This is a genomic window from Nocardia sp. NPDC004711, from assembly GCF_053601595.1.
Map to the genome: position 1 here is coordinate 14041 of NZ_JBSGCB010000035.1, position 17390 is coordinate 31430.

16 protein-coding genes are annotated in these 17390 nt (G+C 63.9%); 10 read left to right on the forward strand and 6 right to left on the reverse strand.

Features of this window, described 5'->3' with window-relative positions; all coding sequences use genetic code 11:
- Positions 1–257 precede the first annotated feature (257 nt).
- A complete protein-coding gene (locus tag ACWEKS_RS31040; RefSeq protein ID WP_452343368.1) occupies positions 258–1148 on the reverse strand; it encodes a MurR/RpiR family transcriptional regulator in 891 nt (296 codons plus the stop codon).
- A gap of 346 nt (positions 1149–1494) precedes the next feature.
- Here ACWEKS_RS31040 and ACWEKS_RS31045 point away from each other — a divergent pair, with 346 nt between their 5' ends.
- From ACWEKS_RS31045 to ACWEKS_RS31080, 8 genes are all read left to right on the forward strand, one after another.
- Positions 1495–3051, forward strand: coding sequence for an alkaline phosphatase family protein (locus ACWEKS_RS31045; protein ID WP_452343369.1), 1557 nt, complete (start codon positions 1495–1497; stop codon positions 3049–3051).
- A gap of 4 nt (positions 3052–3055) precedes the next feature.
- Positions 3056–4186 carry a pyridoxal phosphate-dependent aminotransferase gene (locus ACWEKS_RS31050; RefSeq protein ID WP_452343370.1) on the forward strand — a complete coding sequence of 377 codons (1131 nt, stop codon included), beginning with the start codon at positions 3056–3058 and terminating at the stop codon, positions 4184–4186.
- A gap of 358 nt (positions 4187–4544) precedes the next feature.
- A complete protein-coding gene (locus ACWEKS_RS31055; RefSeq protein WP_452343371.1) occupies positions 4545–5855 on the forward strand; it encodes an extracellular solute-binding protein in 1311 nt (436 codons plus the stop codon).
- A 119-nt stretch (positions 5856–5974) separates the two neighbouring features.
- The gene (locus ACWEKS_RS31060; protein ID WP_452343372.1) at positions 5975–6790 is read left to right on the forward strand and encodes a carbohydrate ABC transporter permease; all 816 of its coding nucleotides are present in this window, start codon (positions 5975–5977) and stop codon (positions 6788–6790) included.
- Positions 6780–7649 (forward strand): carbohydrate ABC transporter permease, encoded by an 870-nt coding sequence (locus ACWEKS_RS31065; RefSeq protein WP_452343373.1) that lies wholly within the window; start codon positions 6780–6782, stop codon positions 7647–7649. Before ACWEKS_RS31060 ends, ACWEKS_RS31065 begins: the two co-directional genes overlap by 11 nt.
- A 20-nt stretch (positions 7650–7669) precedes the next feature.
- Complete coding sequence (locus ACWEKS_RS31070) at positions 7670–8776, forward strand: dipeptidase (protein WP_452343374.1); 1107 nt, start codon at positions 7670–7672, stop codon at positions 8774–8776.
- A 1893-nt stretch (positions 8777–10669) separates the two neighbouring features.
- Complete coding sequence (locus tag ACWEKS_RS31075) at positions 10670–11371, forward strand: hypothetical protein (protein WP_452343462.1); 702 nt, start codon at positions 10670–10672, stop codon at positions 11369–11371.
- A gap of 83 nt (positions 11372–11454) precedes the next feature.
- Positions 11455–11700 carry a hypothetical protein gene (locus ACWEKS_RS31080; protein WP_452343375.1) on the forward strand — a complete coding sequence of 82 codons (246 nt, stop codon included), beginning with the start codon at positions 11455–11457 and terminating at the stop codon, positions 11698–11700.
- Positions 11701–11824: 124 nt separating this feature from the next.
- Here ACWEKS_RS31080 and ACWEKS_RS31085 read toward each other — a convergent pair whose 3' ends face one another.
- Together ACWEKS_RS31085 and ACWEKS_RS31090 are read right to left on the reverse strand one after the other, a co-directional pair.
- Positions 11825–12709, reverse strand: a complete 885-nt coding sequence (locus ACWEKS_RS31085) for a MurR/RpiR family transcriptional regulator (protein ID WP_452343376.1) — start codon at positions 12707–12709, stop codon at positions 11825–11827.
- Positions 12710–12858: 149 nt separating this feature from the next.
- A complete protein-coding gene (locus ACWEKS_RS31090) occupies positions 12859–13137 on the reverse strand; it encodes a hypothetical protein (protein ID WP_452343377.1) in 279 nt (92 codons plus the stop codon).
- 306 nt (positions 13138–13443) lie between these two features.
- Here ACWEKS_RS31090 and ACWEKS_RS31095 point away from each other — a divergent pair, with 306 nt between their 5' ends.
- Both ACWEKS_RS31095 and ACWEKS_RS31100 read left to right on the forward strand, forming a co-directional pair.
- Positions 13444–13602 (forward strand): hypothetical protein, encoded by a 159-nt coding sequence (locus tag ACWEKS_RS31095; protein ID WP_452343378.1) that lies wholly within the window; start codon positions 13444–13446, stop codon positions 13600–13602.
- 368 nt (positions 13603–13970) lie between these two features.
- Positions 13971–14171, forward strand: coding sequence for a three-helix bundle dimerization domain-containing protein (locus tag ACWEKS_RS31100; RefSeq protein WP_452343379.1), 201 nt, complete (start codon positions 13971–13973; stop codon positions 14169–14171).
- A gap of 476 nt (positions 14172–14647) precedes the next feature.
- Here ACWEKS_RS31100 and ACWEKS_RS31105 read toward each other — a convergent pair whose 3' ends face one another.
- The 3 genes from ACWEKS_RS31105 to ACWEKS_RS31115 are packed head-to-tail and all read right to left on the reverse strand — an operon-like array spanning position 14648 to position 17390.
- Positions 14648–15499: an inositol monophosphatase family protein gene (locus ACWEKS_RS31105; protein ID WP_452343380.1), complete on the reverse strand. Its 852-nt coding sequence runs from the start codon at positions 15497–15499 to the stop codon at positions 14648–14650.
- 26 nt (positions 15500–15525) lie between these two features.
- Positions 15526–16668 (reverse strand): alpha-D-ribose 1-methylphosphonate 5-triphosphate diphosphatase, encoded by a 1143-nt coding sequence (locus ACWEKS_RS31110; protein ID WP_452343381.1) that lies wholly within the window; start codon positions 16666–16668, stop codon positions 15526–15528.
- On the reverse strand, positions 16665–17390 hold the full coding sequence (locus tag ACWEKS_RS31115) for a phosphonate C-P lyase system protein PhnL (protein ID WP_452343382.1): 726 nt from the start codon (positions 17388–17390) through the stop codon (positions 16665–16667). The genes ACWEKS_RS31110 and ACWEKS_RS31115 overlap by 4 nt, the downstream gene beginning before the upstream one ends.

Genomic DNA, 17390 nt, shown 5'->3' on the forward strand with positions numbered 1-17390 from the left:
AAGATCACATCATCCCTTCACCGGCGGGAACGTGCCGGACGATTCGAACAGAGGTATCGGGTCCGGGGCTCGGCGAGCCCAGGTACGTAATGCCCGAAGGTTGCTGCGCCGCGGTGCCATGCTCGTCAGCTGCCGTCTGCGCTGCGAGCGGGTCAGATACGGCGTGCAACGAAGTCCTGAATGCGCCCATGGCAGCCGGGAGATGGCATCCGCGCGAACATGTCGGGCAAAAACTTCGGGTTTGTTGAGCATGCAACTCACAGACTGTGCTCGGCAGTAATGTCAGCCATAGCGTCGAGGAACTCGCGCGAACGCTTGGGGCGGGCCATGGCGATGCCGACGAACAACGTGTCCAGCACTGCCAGGTGAGCAAGGCGGCTGATCATGGCTTCCTGCCGGAAGCCGAGTTCGGGGCCGCCGGCGACGAGGACGTCGTGGGCCAGGGCGGCAAGAGGTGAACGAAGGTGGCTGGTGACGGCGACGACCCCGGCACCGTTGCGGTGTGACGCTTGCACTGCGGTCAATGTCTCTTTGGTGCTGCCGGTGTGGCTGATGGCCACCACCGCGTCGCGGTCCTCCAGCGTCCGGGCGATGAGATGCTGGGCGAACGTTTCCGGCGGTGCCTGCACCACCAGTCCCAGCGTTGTGAGTCGATAGGCGCAGTCCTGTGCGGGTGCCGACGAGGTGCCGTTGCCTATCACCAAGATCCGTCGGGCGTTGGACAGTTTGTCGACCGCTCTTTCGTAGCTGTTCAGGTCCAATGTGCGGGCGACGTCCTGCAGGACCATTGCGCTGTTGCGAAGAACCAACCCCGGAATGTCACTCCTGCGGGTTCGCGGACCAATGCCCTCGGCGTGCTCGAGATCGCCATGACTGTGTTCCTGCGTGGCCAGATCGCTGGCCAAAGCCAGTTTCAAGCCGTGAAATCCCTTGAAGCCGAGTTTCTGACATGCTCGCACCACTGTGGACTCCGCTGTCCCGGCTCGATCGGCCATCTCCGACACCGACGATGTCAGCACCCACGACGGGTCGTTCACGACAAGGTCGACGACCTTGACCGCGCTCGGTACCAGGCCCGACCGCCCCGCCTGAATCCTCGCTGCCACTTCTCCCGTGCGCAGCCGAGAGGTGCGGTTCTTCGCTGTCATGCGAGGATCGTACCTCGTCAGAATGCTCTAGAAGGAGGAAAGCTCCTCCTAAATATCGATATCAAGGAATGTTATTCCGCAGTTAACCGTCCGGACACTGCTGGAACACCCCGCCGTCCTACCATTCCCTTCGATGCACGCGCCATCCACTGGCTCATTCCGGGCCAAAGCGGGCTCTGCTGAGCACTGGGTCCGCGCCTGTCGCGGCCGAAGCCATCGTTTGAAATGTCGTCCCCGAGAGGGAGTTCCACCGTGGCGGCGGCGCTTCGGGCGGAGAAGTTCGTGGCGCCCCAGCGTTTCGTACCGACTGCCGACGAGACGTTGGAAGCCAGAGGCACCCCGAAAGATGAAGGTAGAGGAAATGAACAGAACGGAGGGCGCGGTCTCTGCGCCGCCGATCACTGTGATCGCCGTCCTCGATGGTCTCCGGCCAGCAGCGCTCAGCGCCACGGCCACGCCGTTTCTGTCCCGCATGGTGATGGAGGGCTGTTCCTACGAGCGTGCAGTCGCTGCCTTTCCAGCTCTTACTCGCGCGAACGCCGCGACGCTGGCGACCGGATGCCTACCCGGCCGACATGGAATCCTCGGAAATCATCTATGGCATCACGAACTGGGGTGGATCGACACTTCGGATGTCGAGGATCTGCGGCGAATGCGGGGTGCCGGGGCGATGCCACAGGCGAGCATCGCAGAAAGGCTCACCAGGTCGGGGCACAGCACTGTCGTGGTCGGAAACGGCTCACCCGGCTGCACCTACTTGCTCAATCCCGGCAGTGACGCTGGGTACGGAGCAAGAATCGCATCGGTCGGGCCCGATAGCGAAACCTACACCTCCATACCCCAGAAGTTCATGGCTGCCCTGGCAGGTCTTGGACCGCGCCCGGCCAGCGACGACGAGGCACTGGAGTGGGCGGTCGCCGCAGCAGTCGCCACCATCAGAACAGACGCCCCCGACCTGCTGATCTTCTGGTCCGGGCAACCCGATACCGCCCACCACGCCAGCGGGCTGACCTCGATGACCAGCGCTACGGCGATCCGGCGAGTTGACCAGGCCGTACAGCGGCTGCACACCGCCGCGCTCGACACCGGGCGTGAATGCAACCTGATCGTGACGGCCGACCATGGTTTCTGCGCCACTATCGAATCGCTCGAACTGACAGACACGATGAACCACGTCGCCGAGGGTGCCGGCCTGTCAGCGGAGCAGCTTGTGACCACCTTCAACGGCGGTGCTGTCTTCGGCTATTTCGCACCAGAAACGGCACCCTCGCAACGGACACATGTGGCCAGCCAATTGGCCGAACAGCTGTGGGCCGGGCCTGTGTTCTGCGACGACGCCTACTGCCCTGACAACGCCTTCCCTGTCTCGCTGGCTGTCGACGGCGTCTCCCCTTTCACACCGGACCTGATCATCACCATGCGAGCCGAATCGCATAACCACATCCAAGCCACAGAGCCAGAGGCTCGTGCATTGCACGCTCGGCCCGACGGAACCGCAGCGGTCAGCGGAGTACATGGGACTGTCCACCCCGCCGATATGCACATCCCGCTGATCCTGCACGGTCCTGCCTTTGCCCCCCGCACACGACGCACGGCCCCTGCGGGACCCGCCGATATTGCCGCCACCGTGTACAAGCTCATCACCGGTACGGCACTCGAGGACATCGACGGCCGCATCTTGACCGAGTCACTGTGCGGCGTTGCCGACGACCAAACACATCCGGTTGAGCAAACAATCCAGCGATGCGGCGCCGCCATCACCGTCAGCCGCATCGAGAGCCGCACCTACCTGCTCGGCGGAAGCCCCGACGAGCGGATGTCCACCCAGCGCGAGAGCCTCGCAGAACACGATCGCTCCGCCGCCGCCCCGTCCGGGCCCACCGATTCCGGAAATGAGGAATAACACTGTGGTCACTTTGTCGCCGACTGCTGCCCTGCGCCAGCGCGCCGCGACCCTGCGCGGACAGGGCATCGAAGTATTCGACTTCTCCGCAGGTGAACTCGACCTGGCAACGCCCGCTCACATCGTCGCCGCCGCTATCGAGGCCGCGGACAAGCCTGAGAACCACCACTACGGACCCACCGGCGGTGAACTCCGCTTACGTCAGGCGATCGGGGATCGGCTCACACCCAGGGCCGCCGCAAATGTCGACAGCTCCCGCGTGATCGTCACCAACGGAGCAAAACAAGCCCTCTTCAACACCTTCATGGCCCTGCTCGACCCAGGCGACGAAGTCCTGATTCCAGCACCCTACTGGGTGACGTTTCCATCCTCGGTCCGACTCGCCAACGGGCTCCCCATCATTGTCCAGCCGCCAGAAGGTCAACTCAAAGTGACTACGGAAACCTTGGAGGCAGCTCGTACGCCGTCGACCCGAGCACTCGTGCTGTGCTCACCGCACAACCCCACCGGCATGGTCTACGACGAGTCGGAGCTAGGGCCGATTCTGGCATGGGCGGCAGACCACGATCTATGGGTCGTCTCTGATGAAACGTATGTCGATCTAGCCTTCCGGCCCGTTCCAGCACCGAGCAAGCTCGAGCCACGACTGGCGGACAGGCTTGTCACAGTCGGTAGCGTGTCCAAGTCCTACGCTATGACCGGCTGGCGAGTCGGCTGGATGTCGGGCCCTACAGAGGTTGTCGACGCCGCGACAGCGATCCAATCCCACACCACGTCGAACGTCAGCCGCATCGCTCAGGCAGCGGCCCTTGCAGCGCTCACCGGACCGGACGTGACCACCGGTTTCCGCACGATTCTTCGAGAAAGGCTCGATCTGTGCAAGTCGATCTTGGAACCTGTCGGACTGTTTCGGACGCCTCCTGACGGCGCGTTCTACATCTTCCCCGACGTCCGACAATTCGACCTCGACGAGATCGCAGTTGCAGACCGCCTCATCAACTCAGGCGTGATCACCGTGCCCGGCTCGTCGTTCGGCTGTCCGGGACATCTACGACTGAGCTTTGCCATCGGCGACAAGCAACTACGCCGCGGACTGGAGACCATGGCCGAGGTCCTCAACAAACGGGGCAGCTGACATGTTCGGCCCAGCACCTCACCTGCTCTAGCGCCAGGCATCGTGGCGATCAGAATCCCGCAAATCGCTGACCGCAGCACCGCCGACATGAGTCGGGTTGCAGCTGCCCTAGGTCCGACACCCATTGCGATGTCGTCGTGGCGGGCACATCTGCGGCTGCCTCCTCCTTGATCCATCGTGTCGGCCTCTCGGACCAAGTCGTGGTCGCGGCCCGACCTCCGCGTCTGGGGTGCTCCCAGAACTCCTTCAGCTCTGACCGGACCTCGCTCGCTTCACGAGCTTGCCCGCAAGTCCTCCACCAGCCCACGAATCATCGCCCGGCGGTCTCCGCCTTAGCTCCACGCGAGATAGGAACGTCATGACTCCCTCCGACATGGTCGGCACTTCCATGAACCGGCGTCGCTTGTTCGGTCTGGCCGGCGCAGCGGCTGCCGGCGCGGCACTGACAGCCTGCGCGAGCAGCGTCTCTGAGACGGGAAAGACCGTCACGATCCAGTATTGGCACCAGTTCTCCGCAGCCTACGGCGGAGCGGAGATGGAGAGGCTGATCACGCAATTCAACCAGCAGAACCCCGATATCCACGTGATCAGCAGCTACAAAGATGCCGCGACCCAGCCGCTGCAGCTACTGCAGCCCACCTTCATAGGCGGAGCCAACCCGCCCGACGTCGCGGCGGTCTACTTCGGCAGCGAGCTGCTCGGGCTCGTGGCCAACAAGTTCCCGTACATCAGTGTCGACCAGCTTGCTCAGAAGTTCGGCGGCAAGGACTTCCTCGCGAAGATGCCGGCCAACATGCTTGCGGCCGCGCAGATCGGATCGACCCAAATCGGGCTGCCGCTCTATGCCGCGGTGCTGATGGGCATCTACAACGTGGACGTGGTCCGCGGCGCAGGGGTTGACCCTGCGGGGCTTGCGACCTGGGATCAGTGGCGGGCCGCGGCTACCACGATTCGGCAGCGGACCGACGCGCCGCCGTTGTGGATCCACCTCGACTCCACTGACAACTGGGGCTCGCAGACACTCATCGAATGCAACGGCGGCCGATTGGTGAGCTGCGGGCCCGACGGCGCCAAGGCCGGCTTCACCGACCCTGCCGGCGTGGGTGCGATAGACATGTGGACCCGCCTCGTCCGTGACGGCCTCGCCAGCCCTGCCCGCTCGGCAGCAGCCCAGCAAGCATTCATGGCCGGCCAGCTTCCCGTGGTCTTCACAACACCGGGCCTGTTCGGGACGTTCAAGTCCCAGTCGAAATTCGAGATCGCCGGCACGCCGGTCCCGGCATTCGGCTCAGCTCCCAAGCGCCTGCCGATCGGCGGCAAACTCACCGTCTGCTTCGCTCGTGACGAACATCGGCAGGCGGCGTCGTGGCGGCTCATGCAGTTTCTGGCCTCACCCGACACGCAAGCGGCCCTCGACAAGGCGACCGGTTATCTCCCGGTACGCCAGGATGTTCCGCCTCCCGCTGACGCATTCGGCAGACTCGGAGTCGAGCAAACCGGTTTCACCGTGCCGCGCCAAGGATTCCCCGGCCCGCAGGGGCCGCAGGCCGCACAAGCCTTGTTCGACGGGATTGTTGCTCTGTTGAACTCGCGCGCGGCGGTCGGACCGGCTCTGGCAGACATCGCCACGAAAATCGATGGCCTGATCAAGGGGCAGCCGTGTCCGTGAGTACCCCCGTAGCGACGCGCCCGGGCCGAGCGCAGGCCGCATCTCATCATCGGCGCGCCACGGCATGGCGCAGGCTGAGGCCATACGTTTGCACTGCCCCAGCGTTGATTCTGCTCCTGGTGTTCTTGTTTGTGCCGCTGGTACTGGTTGCGGTGTTGAGCTTGTTCGAATGGAATCTGATCACGCCCACACCGACCTGGATTGGGCTGGACAACTACCGTGGACTGTTCACTGCAGAGTTCGGGACGCTGCTCGTGCAAAGCCTCGAGTATGTTGCCCTGGCGGTGCTGGGTAGCTTCGTCCTGCCGGTCGTGCTTGCTGTACTCACCCGTTGGGTCGGGCCTCGTAGCGCGGCTCTCTACCAGGCTGTCCTGTTCACCCCGACGGTCATCGCCGCCGCGGTCGCTGGGCTGGTCTGGCAGTTCCTGCTGCTGCCCGGTGTCGGGCCTGTCGACGCACTGCTCGAGCACCTCGGCCTTGGATCGCACGATTGGCTGAACTCGCCGCAGACCGCTCTTCCCGCAATCAGTGTTATCGCGACGTGGAAATTCTTGGGATTCAACTACGTCGTGGCACTGGCAGGCGTATCGGCTGTCCCGGCTCCCCAGATGGAAGCTGCTCGGATCGACGGCGCCAGCGTACTTCAGCTGGTCCGCCATGTGATGGTTCCGATGATGGCGCCAACCCTACTGTTTCTCCTACTCACAACCGTGCTGCAGGCCCTGCCCAATGTCTTCGTCCTGATCCAGGTCATCACCCAGGGCGGGCCCAGCGGAGCGTCGAACAATGTGCTGTACGAGTCCTATCGGGACGCGTTCCAGCAGCTCGCCGTCGGGCCCGGCGCTGCTTCCTCCGTCATCCTTGTGGTGGTTCTGGCCGCGACCGCGATCTGGCAATTCCGACTCCTCGACAGGCGCGTGCACTATGACCACTAACCTCCGCGCGATCAGCGGCACCCGGGCGAACCGCACGAGATTCCGGATTGGCCGGCTTGTCGTGCAGCTGGTCCTGACATGCGCCTGCTTGCTCACGATCGCGCCGATCATCTGGATGGTCGGAATCAGTTTCAAACGACCGGCCGACATCTTCGCCAGCTCGCTCAACCCCCTACCGACGCGCCCAACGCTGGCCAACTATGTCGATGCCTTCACCACCAGCGACGTCGCCCATCAGCTTCTCAACAGCGTAATCTTCGCTGGCGGTACCACATTGGGGCAGCTCGTCGTCGCGGTTCCGGCTGCCTACGCTTTCAGCCAGTGGACCTTCCGTGGCTCGAGCGTCCTGTTCGCGATCTTCCTCGCGTCGCTCCCGATCCCGTTCATCATCTTCCTGATCCCCAACTACATCCTGGTGGCCCAGGCCGGACTGGTGAACACCTACGCGGGCCTGATCATCCCGCAGCTGGCAAGCGCGTACGGGGTTTTCCTGCTGCGGCAGCATTTCCGGGCGTTCCCTCGCAGCATTGTGGAAGCGGCCCAGCTCGATGGCGCGAACGAAACCGCCGTTGTTACCCGAGTGCTGCTGCCCGCCGTTCGTGGACCGATCGTGTCGCTGGCGGTTTTCATCTTCGTCGGTGCGTGGAATGAGTACATGTGGCCGAGTCTGGTTGCGCCTCGCCCGGAGATGCAGATCTTGACCGTCGGACTCACTCAGTTCGCCAGCGCCGAAGGCGGAAACCAATGGGGCCCGACGATGGCCGCCGCGACATTGGTTTCCGTCCCCACACTCGCCGCCTACCTACTGCTCAGGCGCCATATCGTCGCTGCCGTCGCTGACGGCGCAGTTCACCAATGACAAGTACGGAGACCCTGCGCATGACCTCCCACCATCACCTTGTTTTCGACGGCCACAACGACATGCTTGCCAAGCACCACGAGCTGGCCGGCCTCGACTTCGCCATGCTCGATATCGCCCAGGAGCAGCCACAGCAACTGCACACCGACTTCGTCCGCCTCCGCCGCGGAGGCGTCGGGGCGCAATTCTGGTCGGTCTGGGCACCGTGCGCTACCGACCGAGCTGATCTTCCCGCTCTGACCCTTGCGCAGATCGAGGCGGTTCACCGGATGTGCGAAACATATCCGCACCTCACAGCCTTGGCACTGTCCGCAGACGACGTCGAGCGTTGCTTCGCCGAGGGCCGGATCGCCTCGCTGATCGGTCTGGAAGGGGGTCACCAGATCCTCGACTCGATCGACGTCCTTCGATCCCTGTACCGCAGCGGAGTCCGATATATGACGTTGACACACAACGCGAACACAAGCTGGGCCGACAGCGCAACCGATACATCGGCGGCAGACGGCCTCACCGCGTTCGGAGAACAAGTGGTGGCCACGATGAACGAACTCGGCATGCTCGTGGACTTGTCGCATTGCTCCGACGCGACCGTCGATCACGTCGCGCGGCTAACCACCGCGCCCCTGTTCTTCTCACACTCCGGGGCCCGAGCCCTGTGTGACCACCCACGCAATGTCCCCGACCACACGCTGCGCGCTGTCGCAGCGAGCGGTGGGATAGTCATGGCCGTCTTCCTGCCGGAGTTCCTGAGCCGCGAATACGGCGACTGGTCCACAGCCCGCAAGGCCGAACAGCAGCAGTGGTCGGGGTCAGATGCCGCTGCCCTGGAAGCTGCGTGGCTGGCTGGCAACCCCAAGCCTGCTTGCGGTATTCGGGAAATCGCCGACCACATCGAATACATCCGCGACGTCGCCGGGGTCGATCACGTCGGCCTGGGAAGCGACTTCGACGGCATGACGCCACCTGACGATATGGCCTCTGTCGACCGCTACCCGGCGCTGCTCGCAGAACTTCGCCGCCGTGGTTGGTCGTCCTCCGACCTGGCGGCGTTGACCCACGGCAATATCTTGCGCGTCATACGAGCGACCGAAACTGTGCAGGGAGGGTCACAGGCACGGAACGCATGAGCCGTTCCCAAGGCCCCCTCCCGGTGCCATCAGATGTCGAATCTTCCCTAGTTACTTGCTCTTTGGTCGAGATCTGGTTCGCCGATGCCGGCCGATCGCTCTCGCGATCCTCAATGCGGCGAGTAGCTGCGCGCGGATTGGATTACGGCGACAACTGCTGATGATGCTGACCCCGATCCTCGCCACCGTCGAGCCCGGCGACATTGGCGCGAAAGCTGCCGCAGAGCAGATGACGCGTCGCGCCAAGCCTGTGAGAGCGCAGCTTCGCTGCAGATGCCCCGCACTGGCTATATTCTGATATGGTCAGCGAAGGCTGTTGGCAGCGAATGATCGTCACAGCCAAGGCGTTTGCGAATGCCCCCGTGAGCGATCCCCTGCCCAGGACGCCGCCGCTCGTCCACGAGGTTCTCCGCTTGATTCTTGACCTGTGCAGCGCGGTCGGGTGCCCTCGTTGTGAGGTGTTGGGCGGGTGTCGGCCTGGTCGGTGACCAGGACCAGGCCGACGTCGTGGCGGGTGGGGCGGTGCCGGTTCTTCGAGCCCGCAGGTCTGCCCGGCCGGGGCCGGGTGGGTTTCGCTGCAGCCGCCGGGGACCCCGTTCTGGTGCAGATGTTACGAAACACCCGCCGGACTCGGGCGGGTGTTGAGCCGTTGTGGTGCAGCGGGTTTCTCCCATGGATGTCGTAGGTTGGCAGCCAAGGGCCGCGCCGAACGTAGCTGCGTGTATGCCGTCAGGATCAGCCAGATCCAGCGGTCGGCCGCATCCCGGTCCCGCAGCTGAGGGCGGGTCCAGCCCGAGGGTCTGTTTGAACAGGTGGAATGTGTGCTCGATATCGAAGCGCCGCACGAACATTCGCCAGCAATGGTCGACGTCGCCGCTCGCGGCGACGTGGGACCACCACGGCAATACGGGCTTGTAGACCCCGCCGCTGGGTAGGTGCTCCACGGACAACCGGATCACGGTGCCTTCGATGATCGGCATCGCCCGTCGTATTCGCCCCATGCCCAGCGGCGTTGCAACCTCTGGTGCAGCCGATCCCATGCCCGCGCGGTCGCTGCCCGGCAAGCCTTGCCTGGGCCTCTGCTCGGACATCTTCCGATCCCCAGGTGGCCGGATCGCCGAATACGAACACCCCGCCATGGCCGGCCGGCCGCCTTTCCGGTTGTGGACGTGTGGCGGTGGCGGACGGCGGAACACCCGATCCGAGCGCAATCGCACCAGGATCCGCCCGGGCAGCTCCGCGAGCAACCAGGCGATAGGCCGTCGTAACCGGCGTCGAGCACGACGAAGATCTCAGGGCCACCCTCGCGCCACTGCCCGGCAGCGATCGACCGCCCAGCGAGGTCACGAATCCTAGAACACCCCCGCCACCAGGGAAAACACTTCATCGAACCCTGACCGCCAAGCCGAAACATCACCAGCGACAACATCATCCAGCGCGAGAACAAGCTATCCCGGAACAAACATGGCTGCAGCGCAACGAATTACAACTGCCGAACTGCCGTGCTAGGACCACGGCCTCGGCGCTCATTACTGTGGGCTGCGCACGGTGGCCCACCGCCCCACGTCGGGAACTTCAAGCCGAACTGGATGAATACTGGGATGAATAATCCAGCCATATACTAACTTCAGGATAGTTCATCCCGTAGCCATCGCGAATTGGCTTCACTGTCATCCCGGCACCTGACACTGTGTACCGCCAGGAAGAGCGGTATCGCAATAAGAGCCGGGCGCCGATGTCTATACGGCCTGATGGCAGGTCGTGTCGGTGAATTGAAACCTCCCTGAATCTCGGGCTTCTTGCGTTCCGTGTCTGGCGACTCGCTCTCGGATTGATTTTCGTGCGCGAAAGCCGTCTATCCATTCTGATCACCCCGGAAAGGTGAAACCGATTATGAAAAGGTCAATGGCGTGTGTTGCTGTGGCGGCCACTCTGTTTCTGCCGTCCGCCGCTGCAGCTGCCGACCCGTCACCTGGGGACGCAGCGTCGGTACATTATTCTGTGACTCACAGCGCCGCGACGACACTGCTCTCGGTAGACTCGGGGTCACTCGCCACCGACAATGGTGTGTTCGAGATTAAGGCACCCGATGGAACCGTGCTTGCGGGGACTGAGTTGTCGTTCCGAGTGGATGATTTCACCTTCCCGATTGCCGCGGAGGTACATGGGCTGACCGCGGCACTCACTCCTCAGTTCGATGTAGCACACGCGGTGTACGCGCCGGTGGCATTGCCGTACGAGGATTCCGCACCGTGGAAGACGCCCTTCGATCGGGAGCAGGCCGCGTGGAACCGCCTGACCTCTACTATCAGTGCGGGCGCCACCATCGGTACGGTGGTAGGTGGTCTCGCCGGAGGCGCCGCCGGGTGTGTCCTTGGAGGTCTCGCAGGCGCGACCGTGGCGGCGGCGAGCATCGTCGGTATGTTCGGCCCATTTATTCCGGCTGCGGCTGTGGGTTGCTTGGGCGGCATTGTCGCGGTAGGCGCCCTGGGGACCCTGGCAGGCCAGCTCCTGGTGACGGCACCGGTGGCAATATTGGCTGCAGCCCAATACTTTACGACAGTAAACCAACCCTTCATCGCCCCGTCGAAATAAACGGCAGGTGAAATGCCCAGCCTCCAAGGCTGGGCATCCCGCCGAAAAGTCGATTGCGATGAATCTTGTCGAACGTCACTCGATTGAACGAGCAACAGCTCTTGGGCAACCTCTGGAAGGCATCGCCCGGATCGGATCATCGCTATATCGAAAAGCAGGGTTTCCCGCCTTCGGACCCGAACTCGCTCCGCGCGGCGCGCTCCTTCCTGGCAATGGACCGTAGGGGAATCCTCAATATTGGAAATTCCATGACCGTCAGATTCCTTGATCGCACTACGTCGATCGGGCACTGCATGATCGTGACCGCCCAAATCGATGCGCGGCCCTGAGCTCGCCTTGCCTCTCGGGCAGGCTGGTACTCGTATCCGCAGGGGCGCTGCGGCGCGCTCTCGGCCCTCAGAAAAGCCATTGCCCTCAGGCGCTGAGGTCGCTGTTTCTTCCGGCGGCTTCGATCTACAAAGAATGCTCGACAGTGATGTCTGCCATCACATCCAGAGCCTCGGTGGACGCTTCCGGGTGGCGGACTGCGATTCCCACGAAAAGCGCGTCGACAACTGCCAAGTGGGTCAGTCGGCTGGTCATCGCTTCCAGGCGAAACCCGTACTCGGGGCCGCCGGCAACCAACGACGTATCCGCCGCGCGAGTCAGCGGCGAATCGATGAAACTCGTAATCGCTACCACGAACGCACCCGCCGCTCGCGCTGCCTCAGCAGCAAGAAGGGACTCGCGACTGGCGCCAGTATGGCTGATCACCAGGCACACGCAGGTCGAGTCGAGATGTCGAGCAGCCAAGTGTTGAGCCATGACGTCTGACGGGAAGACCGTAACCAGGCCCAATGCTGAGAACCGGTAGGCGGCATCATGGGCCGGCGCAGCGGAAGTTCCGTTGCCAACGACGAGAACACGGCTGGCCACAGCGATTCTGTCGATCGCGAGCGAGAGCTTCTCCGGGGCGACAGTCTGTGTCGCATCGACAAGTGCTTGGCCGCTCCTGCGAAGGACGCGATCGAGAAGTTGACCTACCGGTGTCCGACTGTCGATCCCGGCTTCGTGCGAAAGTTCTTGGTCCCGCTGCGACTGATGGGCGAGGTCGCGATTGATAGCTAATCTGACGTCTTGGTAGCCGCGGTATCCAATGCGCTGACAGGCGCGCACCGCCGACGACTGGGCGACACCAGCCTTTTGGGCAAGCTCTGTCACCGCGCCTTGCACAACCGCTTCCGGGTCGCTCAAGATCGTTTCGATCACGCGTCTGTCTGTCCGGCCGAGCTTGGGCAATGCAGCCTGAGCCCGCGCAACGAACTCGCCGCCCGTCAGTAAGGGGCTAGCCGGAGTCATAAGACCTCATTCGACTTCTCTGGCAAGAGCGGATGCAGAATGACAGGAGAGTACCATGCGTCGGAAACGACGTCCCGTCATGAGGTCCGCTTCGGATACTTCATCCACGGAGTCGCTATCAGGCACCCACACATCGCGCGGCCATGGTTTCAGCTCTCAGCGATCGCTATCGCGACCTCGCGCCACTGATAGTCGACCTGCACAGCGCTGATTTGGTTCGCGCAGAGGTCGCCGTCCGACGGGAGCTGGACACCGAAGGCGAAACCTTCTCTCGCACTGCTGATTTCGACGCGATCCCCGAGTGGATCGGCGGCACCAGGCCGTCGACTCCGCGCTGGCCCAGGCATATGTGCGATACAGACGTTCTCGTCGGCCGTCGATGCGCCGTCGTAGTTGTCTACCAGAGTTACGGTGACCTTCTTCGCCATGGATTGCCCTTCCGTCTGTGACGTTGTCGGTAACGGGGCAGCGGACGGCGCCCGCGTTCCACTCCCTTGGAGATGAACCGCGTAGCCGTCGGATGTCGCGCAGCTGCAGCAATCCGCGCATCTGAGTGGTATGGGCGCCACGCGCGGCACTTCCTGTGAGCGCCTCCTGAATGTTCGGCAATGCGACAGTGGCTCAAGCACCGTCGCAATAACTGGTGACCGCTATGCCGTCCACTGAACCGAGCAATCCGCCCGCAGCCGATTCGACTACGAACCCGCACCAGGGGAGGCACCGATACCGCGACGATGGACGACTTCGGCCGCCAGCTCGGCCGGGATTCCTGGAACCCGTGCGCTTTGTACTACACCTGCTCAATCCGCGGCTGCGCCACCCACTTCCTCCAGAACGAGCGCAACGCCGCCAACTTCGATCAGGGACTCGACACCTGGCTCGAACGCGGCTGACCCTGCGGGCAGGGGCCCCGGTCCCTGCCCGGCACCCACCGCGCCAGCACCCACGGCCTCGCCTGAGTGACACCGCCGGACTCCCATCCTCTGTGCCTTTCACATGCGGCTGCCAGCCCCAGCCCGGATACGAAATGCCGTGACGGTGGTGGTGGCCCAGCACCCCGCCCATCACCACCGGCCGGGCATGCGGCCGAGGACTACGCACCCGCCCCGAATCCCCCTCGCCTGCTCGACGAATCTGCCCCAAGGACGTACCAGGGCGATCCGGCCCGGATCCGGTTGCCGCCGAAGAAATTTCGGGGCATACCGACCGAACCGGATCGACTTCAGTTGACTGCCGCGCCAACGGCGAGCAACCATGGTTCATGCCATCATCTGATGAGATCAGGCGGCTCGAGGAACTCACCGACCGGCTCGCGCAGCGGTTCCCGGCAATCAGCACCTGGACCATCACGACGATCGTGCACGAGATCCACCAGGACTTCGATGGCCGTCCGGTGCGGGAATTCGTTCCGCTGCTGGTCGAGCGGGTCGCCGCACGACAGCTCGTGTCGGCCGTCCGCTGACCGGCCACCGCGACGCCGCCGATTCCGCTAGGTCGTACTCTCCGGTCGATTGTCCGAATCGTTGGCGAATTCTGGGTTGACGGTCCATGGTTCGATGGTCGCCCCCCGGGCGCCGCCCCTGCCGATGCGTGCTACCCCTGTCGGTACGAGAGCAATGTCCGAGGACCCCCGCACTCGCCCAATTCGCGCCTTCGTGCGTGAGCTGACGCAGCACGCGCAGGCGCTGGTACGCCGCCGCGAAGCCCTTCCTACCGAGCCCGCGGCGTCGCGGCACGACGCCGAGCTCGCTGCCGGATCGCCCACCTTCACAAGCGCTTTCCCGCCTTGCGTGCCGCGATGACGTCTTCGGCCGTCCGATCCAGCATTGCGATGGGGCAGCTCAGGGGTACCCGCCCGCGGCCGCTCTCGGCCACGTCGACTTCGAGCCTGTCGTCGTTGCCGCCGATGCCGTCGCAACCCCCTCCCCGGCGGCATCGTCAATCACTGTGGCGCAGAACGTGATTGCTGTGCTGGTCGCAGCATTGAGACTCCGGGGAATCACCGGCCTCTATGCCTGACTTGATTCGCGTCTGGACCTCTAGGGCCAGAGTGTCGTTGGATGCGAAGATTCCGCTCCAGCGGCGGGTGAGGTCGACATCGAATTCGACCGGTCGGTCGTGCAGGTCTCGCAGCGATGCGATGCCGAGACGGTCCAGCGTCGCGGCGAACGCGAGATCGACGATGCGGTGGGTGTCGCTGCCTGCGTCGGCGAAGGCGTGGATCGATCCGTCGGCGACGAGTGCGGTCTCGAGGGTCGAACAGGACAGTATGCGGACTCGCTTGGCTGCGGTGGCGATGGCCCACCATCCGGCTCCGGCCGGTTTGTCGGTGTGCGGTCTGAGCAAATCGATCGCTGCGTCGGCAAGGTTTGCCGATGGACGAGGAATGAGTGGGCGTGCGAGGGGGTCCCAGGCGCCTCGTTCGGATGCGTGCCAGGTGTTTCCGGTTTCGACCCAGCATGTCAGTGCCTGATCGAACTCGCCGTCAACAACGAGCGCGGCGGAGAAGCAGGCGAGCGGGACGCCCGCGGCGGCGTTGGCGCTGCCGTCGAGAGGGTCCATCACGAGCGTGGCCGCGTGGCCTTTGTCGATGTGTCCGGCTTCTTCGGAGAGGATGTTCACCGGGATCGCATCGACTGCGTTGAGGATCGCGGTCTCCACGAGGACGTCGATGAGCATGGTGTCTGTGCCGTCGGCGCCGACGCTGTGCACCGCCTCGAGCTGTTGTCTCGGGTAGGTCGCTCGTGCGCTGTGGTAGGCGATGCGTGCTGCTTGCGCGGCGGTGGTCAATGCGGGGTGCAGGTGTTGTTCAGGTTTCACGATCGCGCCCCGAAGGCGGGCTGTCCCTGCACCCAGGTCTGGGTCACAACTGGTTGACCGTTGAGCTGGCGGACTACGACGAGATCGGCTCGCTTACCGGGCTCGAGTGTTCCACGATCGGTCAAGTTGGCTGCTGCGGCAGGATTCGCGGTCGCGAGACGGATGGCGTCGCTTTTGGACACAACGCCTTCTTCGGCGACACGGTAGATGCTTCGCAGCAGCGCCGGCGGGTAGTAGTCGGAGGCCACGATGTCGAGGAGCCCGGATTCGAGTGCCTGCCTGGCCGACAGGTTTCCCGAGGTTTGGCTGGCTCCGCGAAGCAGATTCGGTGCGCCCATCACGGTGGACAGGCCGTGGGTGCGCGCGGCTTCGGCGGCATCCTTGGTGACAGGGAACTCGACGATGCGGGCTCCGAGAGCGTTGGCGAGCTGCACAGCCCGGGGGCTGTCATCGTCGTGCGAGGCGAAGGCGATGTCGTGTTCGCGGGCCAGCTCGGCGAGTTCCTCACGAACCGCCGCAACATAGGGCTGGGCCGCCTGTCGCTTCACCAGAGCTTCGTCGAGGTTCTGCGCACCGGCATAACTCATCGACTGCTTCCAGTCGTCCTGTTCTTTGAACGATGCCTGGCCTGGTGTGTAGTCCAGGTAGGACAGCAGGTGGATGTCGCCGGTCTCGGCGAGTTTGCGCGCGGTGTCGAGGTATTCGGTGGTGAGGTCGAACCGAAGATGGATGCGGTGATCGACACGCAACTGTGCCTTCAGCGTGCGTATGGCCTCGACCGCGTCGAGTGCTTGCTCGAGCGAACGCCATTTGAGGATGTCGTCTTGCATGATCACGCACGCGAAGTGGGTGGTGATCCCCCAGGCCGCTGCCTCCGCGTCGAGGACGACGAGGGCGTCGGTGAGTGGGAAGCCGTAGGTGGGGCGTGGATGGGCCTTTTGGTCCCAGCAGTCCGAGTGCAGGTCGACCAGCCCCGGGATCACGTCGACGTCGCCGAGTTCGATGACTTGTGCGCCGGGCGCCGGGTCCTTGCCGACGGCGATGATGGTGTCTGCGTCGATGGTGACGTAGCCGGGGTGGCCGTCATCGGCGCCGGTCGCGGTGTAGAGGCGGGCAGCGTGCAGTGCGATGGGGGTCATGAATTCTCCAGGTGTGCGATGGTTCGCTGGTGGGCGACGCGGCCTTCGGACAGGGTGACGACGCGATCAGCGACGCGGTCGATGACCTCGGGGTCGTGAAAGACGGACACGACAGCGGTGCCGTGATCGGTGAGGTGCTCGATTCGCTCGATCACGAGGTCGCGGTTGGCGGGGTCGAGGGCAGAGATCGGCTCGTCCAGCAGCAAAAGGGGTGGCGGGGCGATGGTGCCGGCGGCGATGTTGACCCGCTGCTTTTCCCCGCCCGAAAGCAGGGTCGGGTAAACGTGCCACAGCCGCTCACCGATGTTCAGCTCATCGAGGGTCGCGGTCGCGGCGGCGCGGGCCGCATCGGGTGGGAATCCGAGCCGGCTGGCGGCCTTGGTGACCAGTTCGAGGACGGTGCGGCGCGGCTCGGATCGCAGGAATTGCGATACATAGCCGATGTGGCGTTCACGAAGGTCGGCGACCTCGGTCGCGTCGAGTGCGGCGATATCGACCTCGCCATCGGGCAGGTGCACGACGATCGACCCGCTGCTGGGCAGGTAGGTCCGGTACACGCATTTCAGCAGTGTCGATTTGCCGGATCCGTTCGTTCCGGCCAGAGCGACGTGCTCGCCCCGGGAAACCGTGAGGTCGATGCCGCGCAGGCCCTCGATGCGGCGTCCAGTGTGGTGCAGCGTGAACGTCTTGGTCAGTGCGTGGACGGTCAATACCTGTGTCAT

Bases quoted from the DNA above. Each gene is read 5' to 3' on its own strand.
- ACWEKS_RS31040 (WP_452343368.1), bottom strand. From the start codon at position 1,148: ATGACAGCGAAGAACCGCACCTCTCGGCTGCGCACGGGAGAAGTGGCA.
- ACWEKS_RS31045 (WP_452343369.1), top strand. From the start codon at position 1,495: ATGAAGGTAGAGGAAATGAACAGAACGGAGGGCGCGGTCTCTGCGCCG.
- ACWEKS_RS31055 (WP_452343371.1), top strand. From the start codon at position 4,545: ATGACTCCCTCCGACATGGTCGGCACTTCCATGAACCGGCGTCGCTTG.
- ACWEKS_RS31065 (WP_452343373.1), top strand. From the start codon at position 6,780: ATGACCACTAACCTCCGCGCGATCAGCGGCACCCGGGCGAACCGCACG.
- ACWEKS_RS31070 (WP_452343374.1), top strand. From the start codon at position 7,670: ATGACCTCCCACCATCACCTTGTTTTCGACGGCCACAACGACATGCTT.
- ACWEKS_RS31075 (WP_452343462.1), top strand. From the start codon at position 10,670: ATGAAAAGGTCAATGGCGTGTGTTGCTGTGGCGGCCACTCTGTTTCTG.
- ACWEKS_RS31085 (WP_452343376.1), bottom strand. From the start codon at position 12,709: ATGACTCCGGCTAGCCCCTTACTGACGGGCGGCGAGTTCGTTGCGCGG.
- ACWEKS_RS31090 (WP_452343377.1), bottom strand. From the start codon at position 13,137: ATGGCGAAGAAGGTCACCGTAACTCTGGTAGACAACTACGACGGCGCA.
- ACWEKS_RS31095 (WP_452343378.1), top strand. From the start codon at position 13,444: ATGGACGACTTCGGCCGCCAGCTCGGCCGGGATTCCTGGAACCCGTGC.
- ACWEKS_RS31100 (WP_452343379.1), top strand. From the start codon at position 13,971: ATGCCATCATCTGATGAGATCAGGCGGCTCGAGGAACTCACCGACCGG.
- ACWEKS_RS31110 (WP_452343381.1), bottom strand. From the start codon at position 16,668: ATGACCCCCATCGCACTGCACGCTGCCCGCCTCTACACCGCGACCGGC.
- ACWEKS_RS31115 (WP_452343382.1), bottom strand. From the start codon at position 17,390: ATGACACAGGTATTGACCGTCCACGCACTGACCAAGACGTTCACGCTG.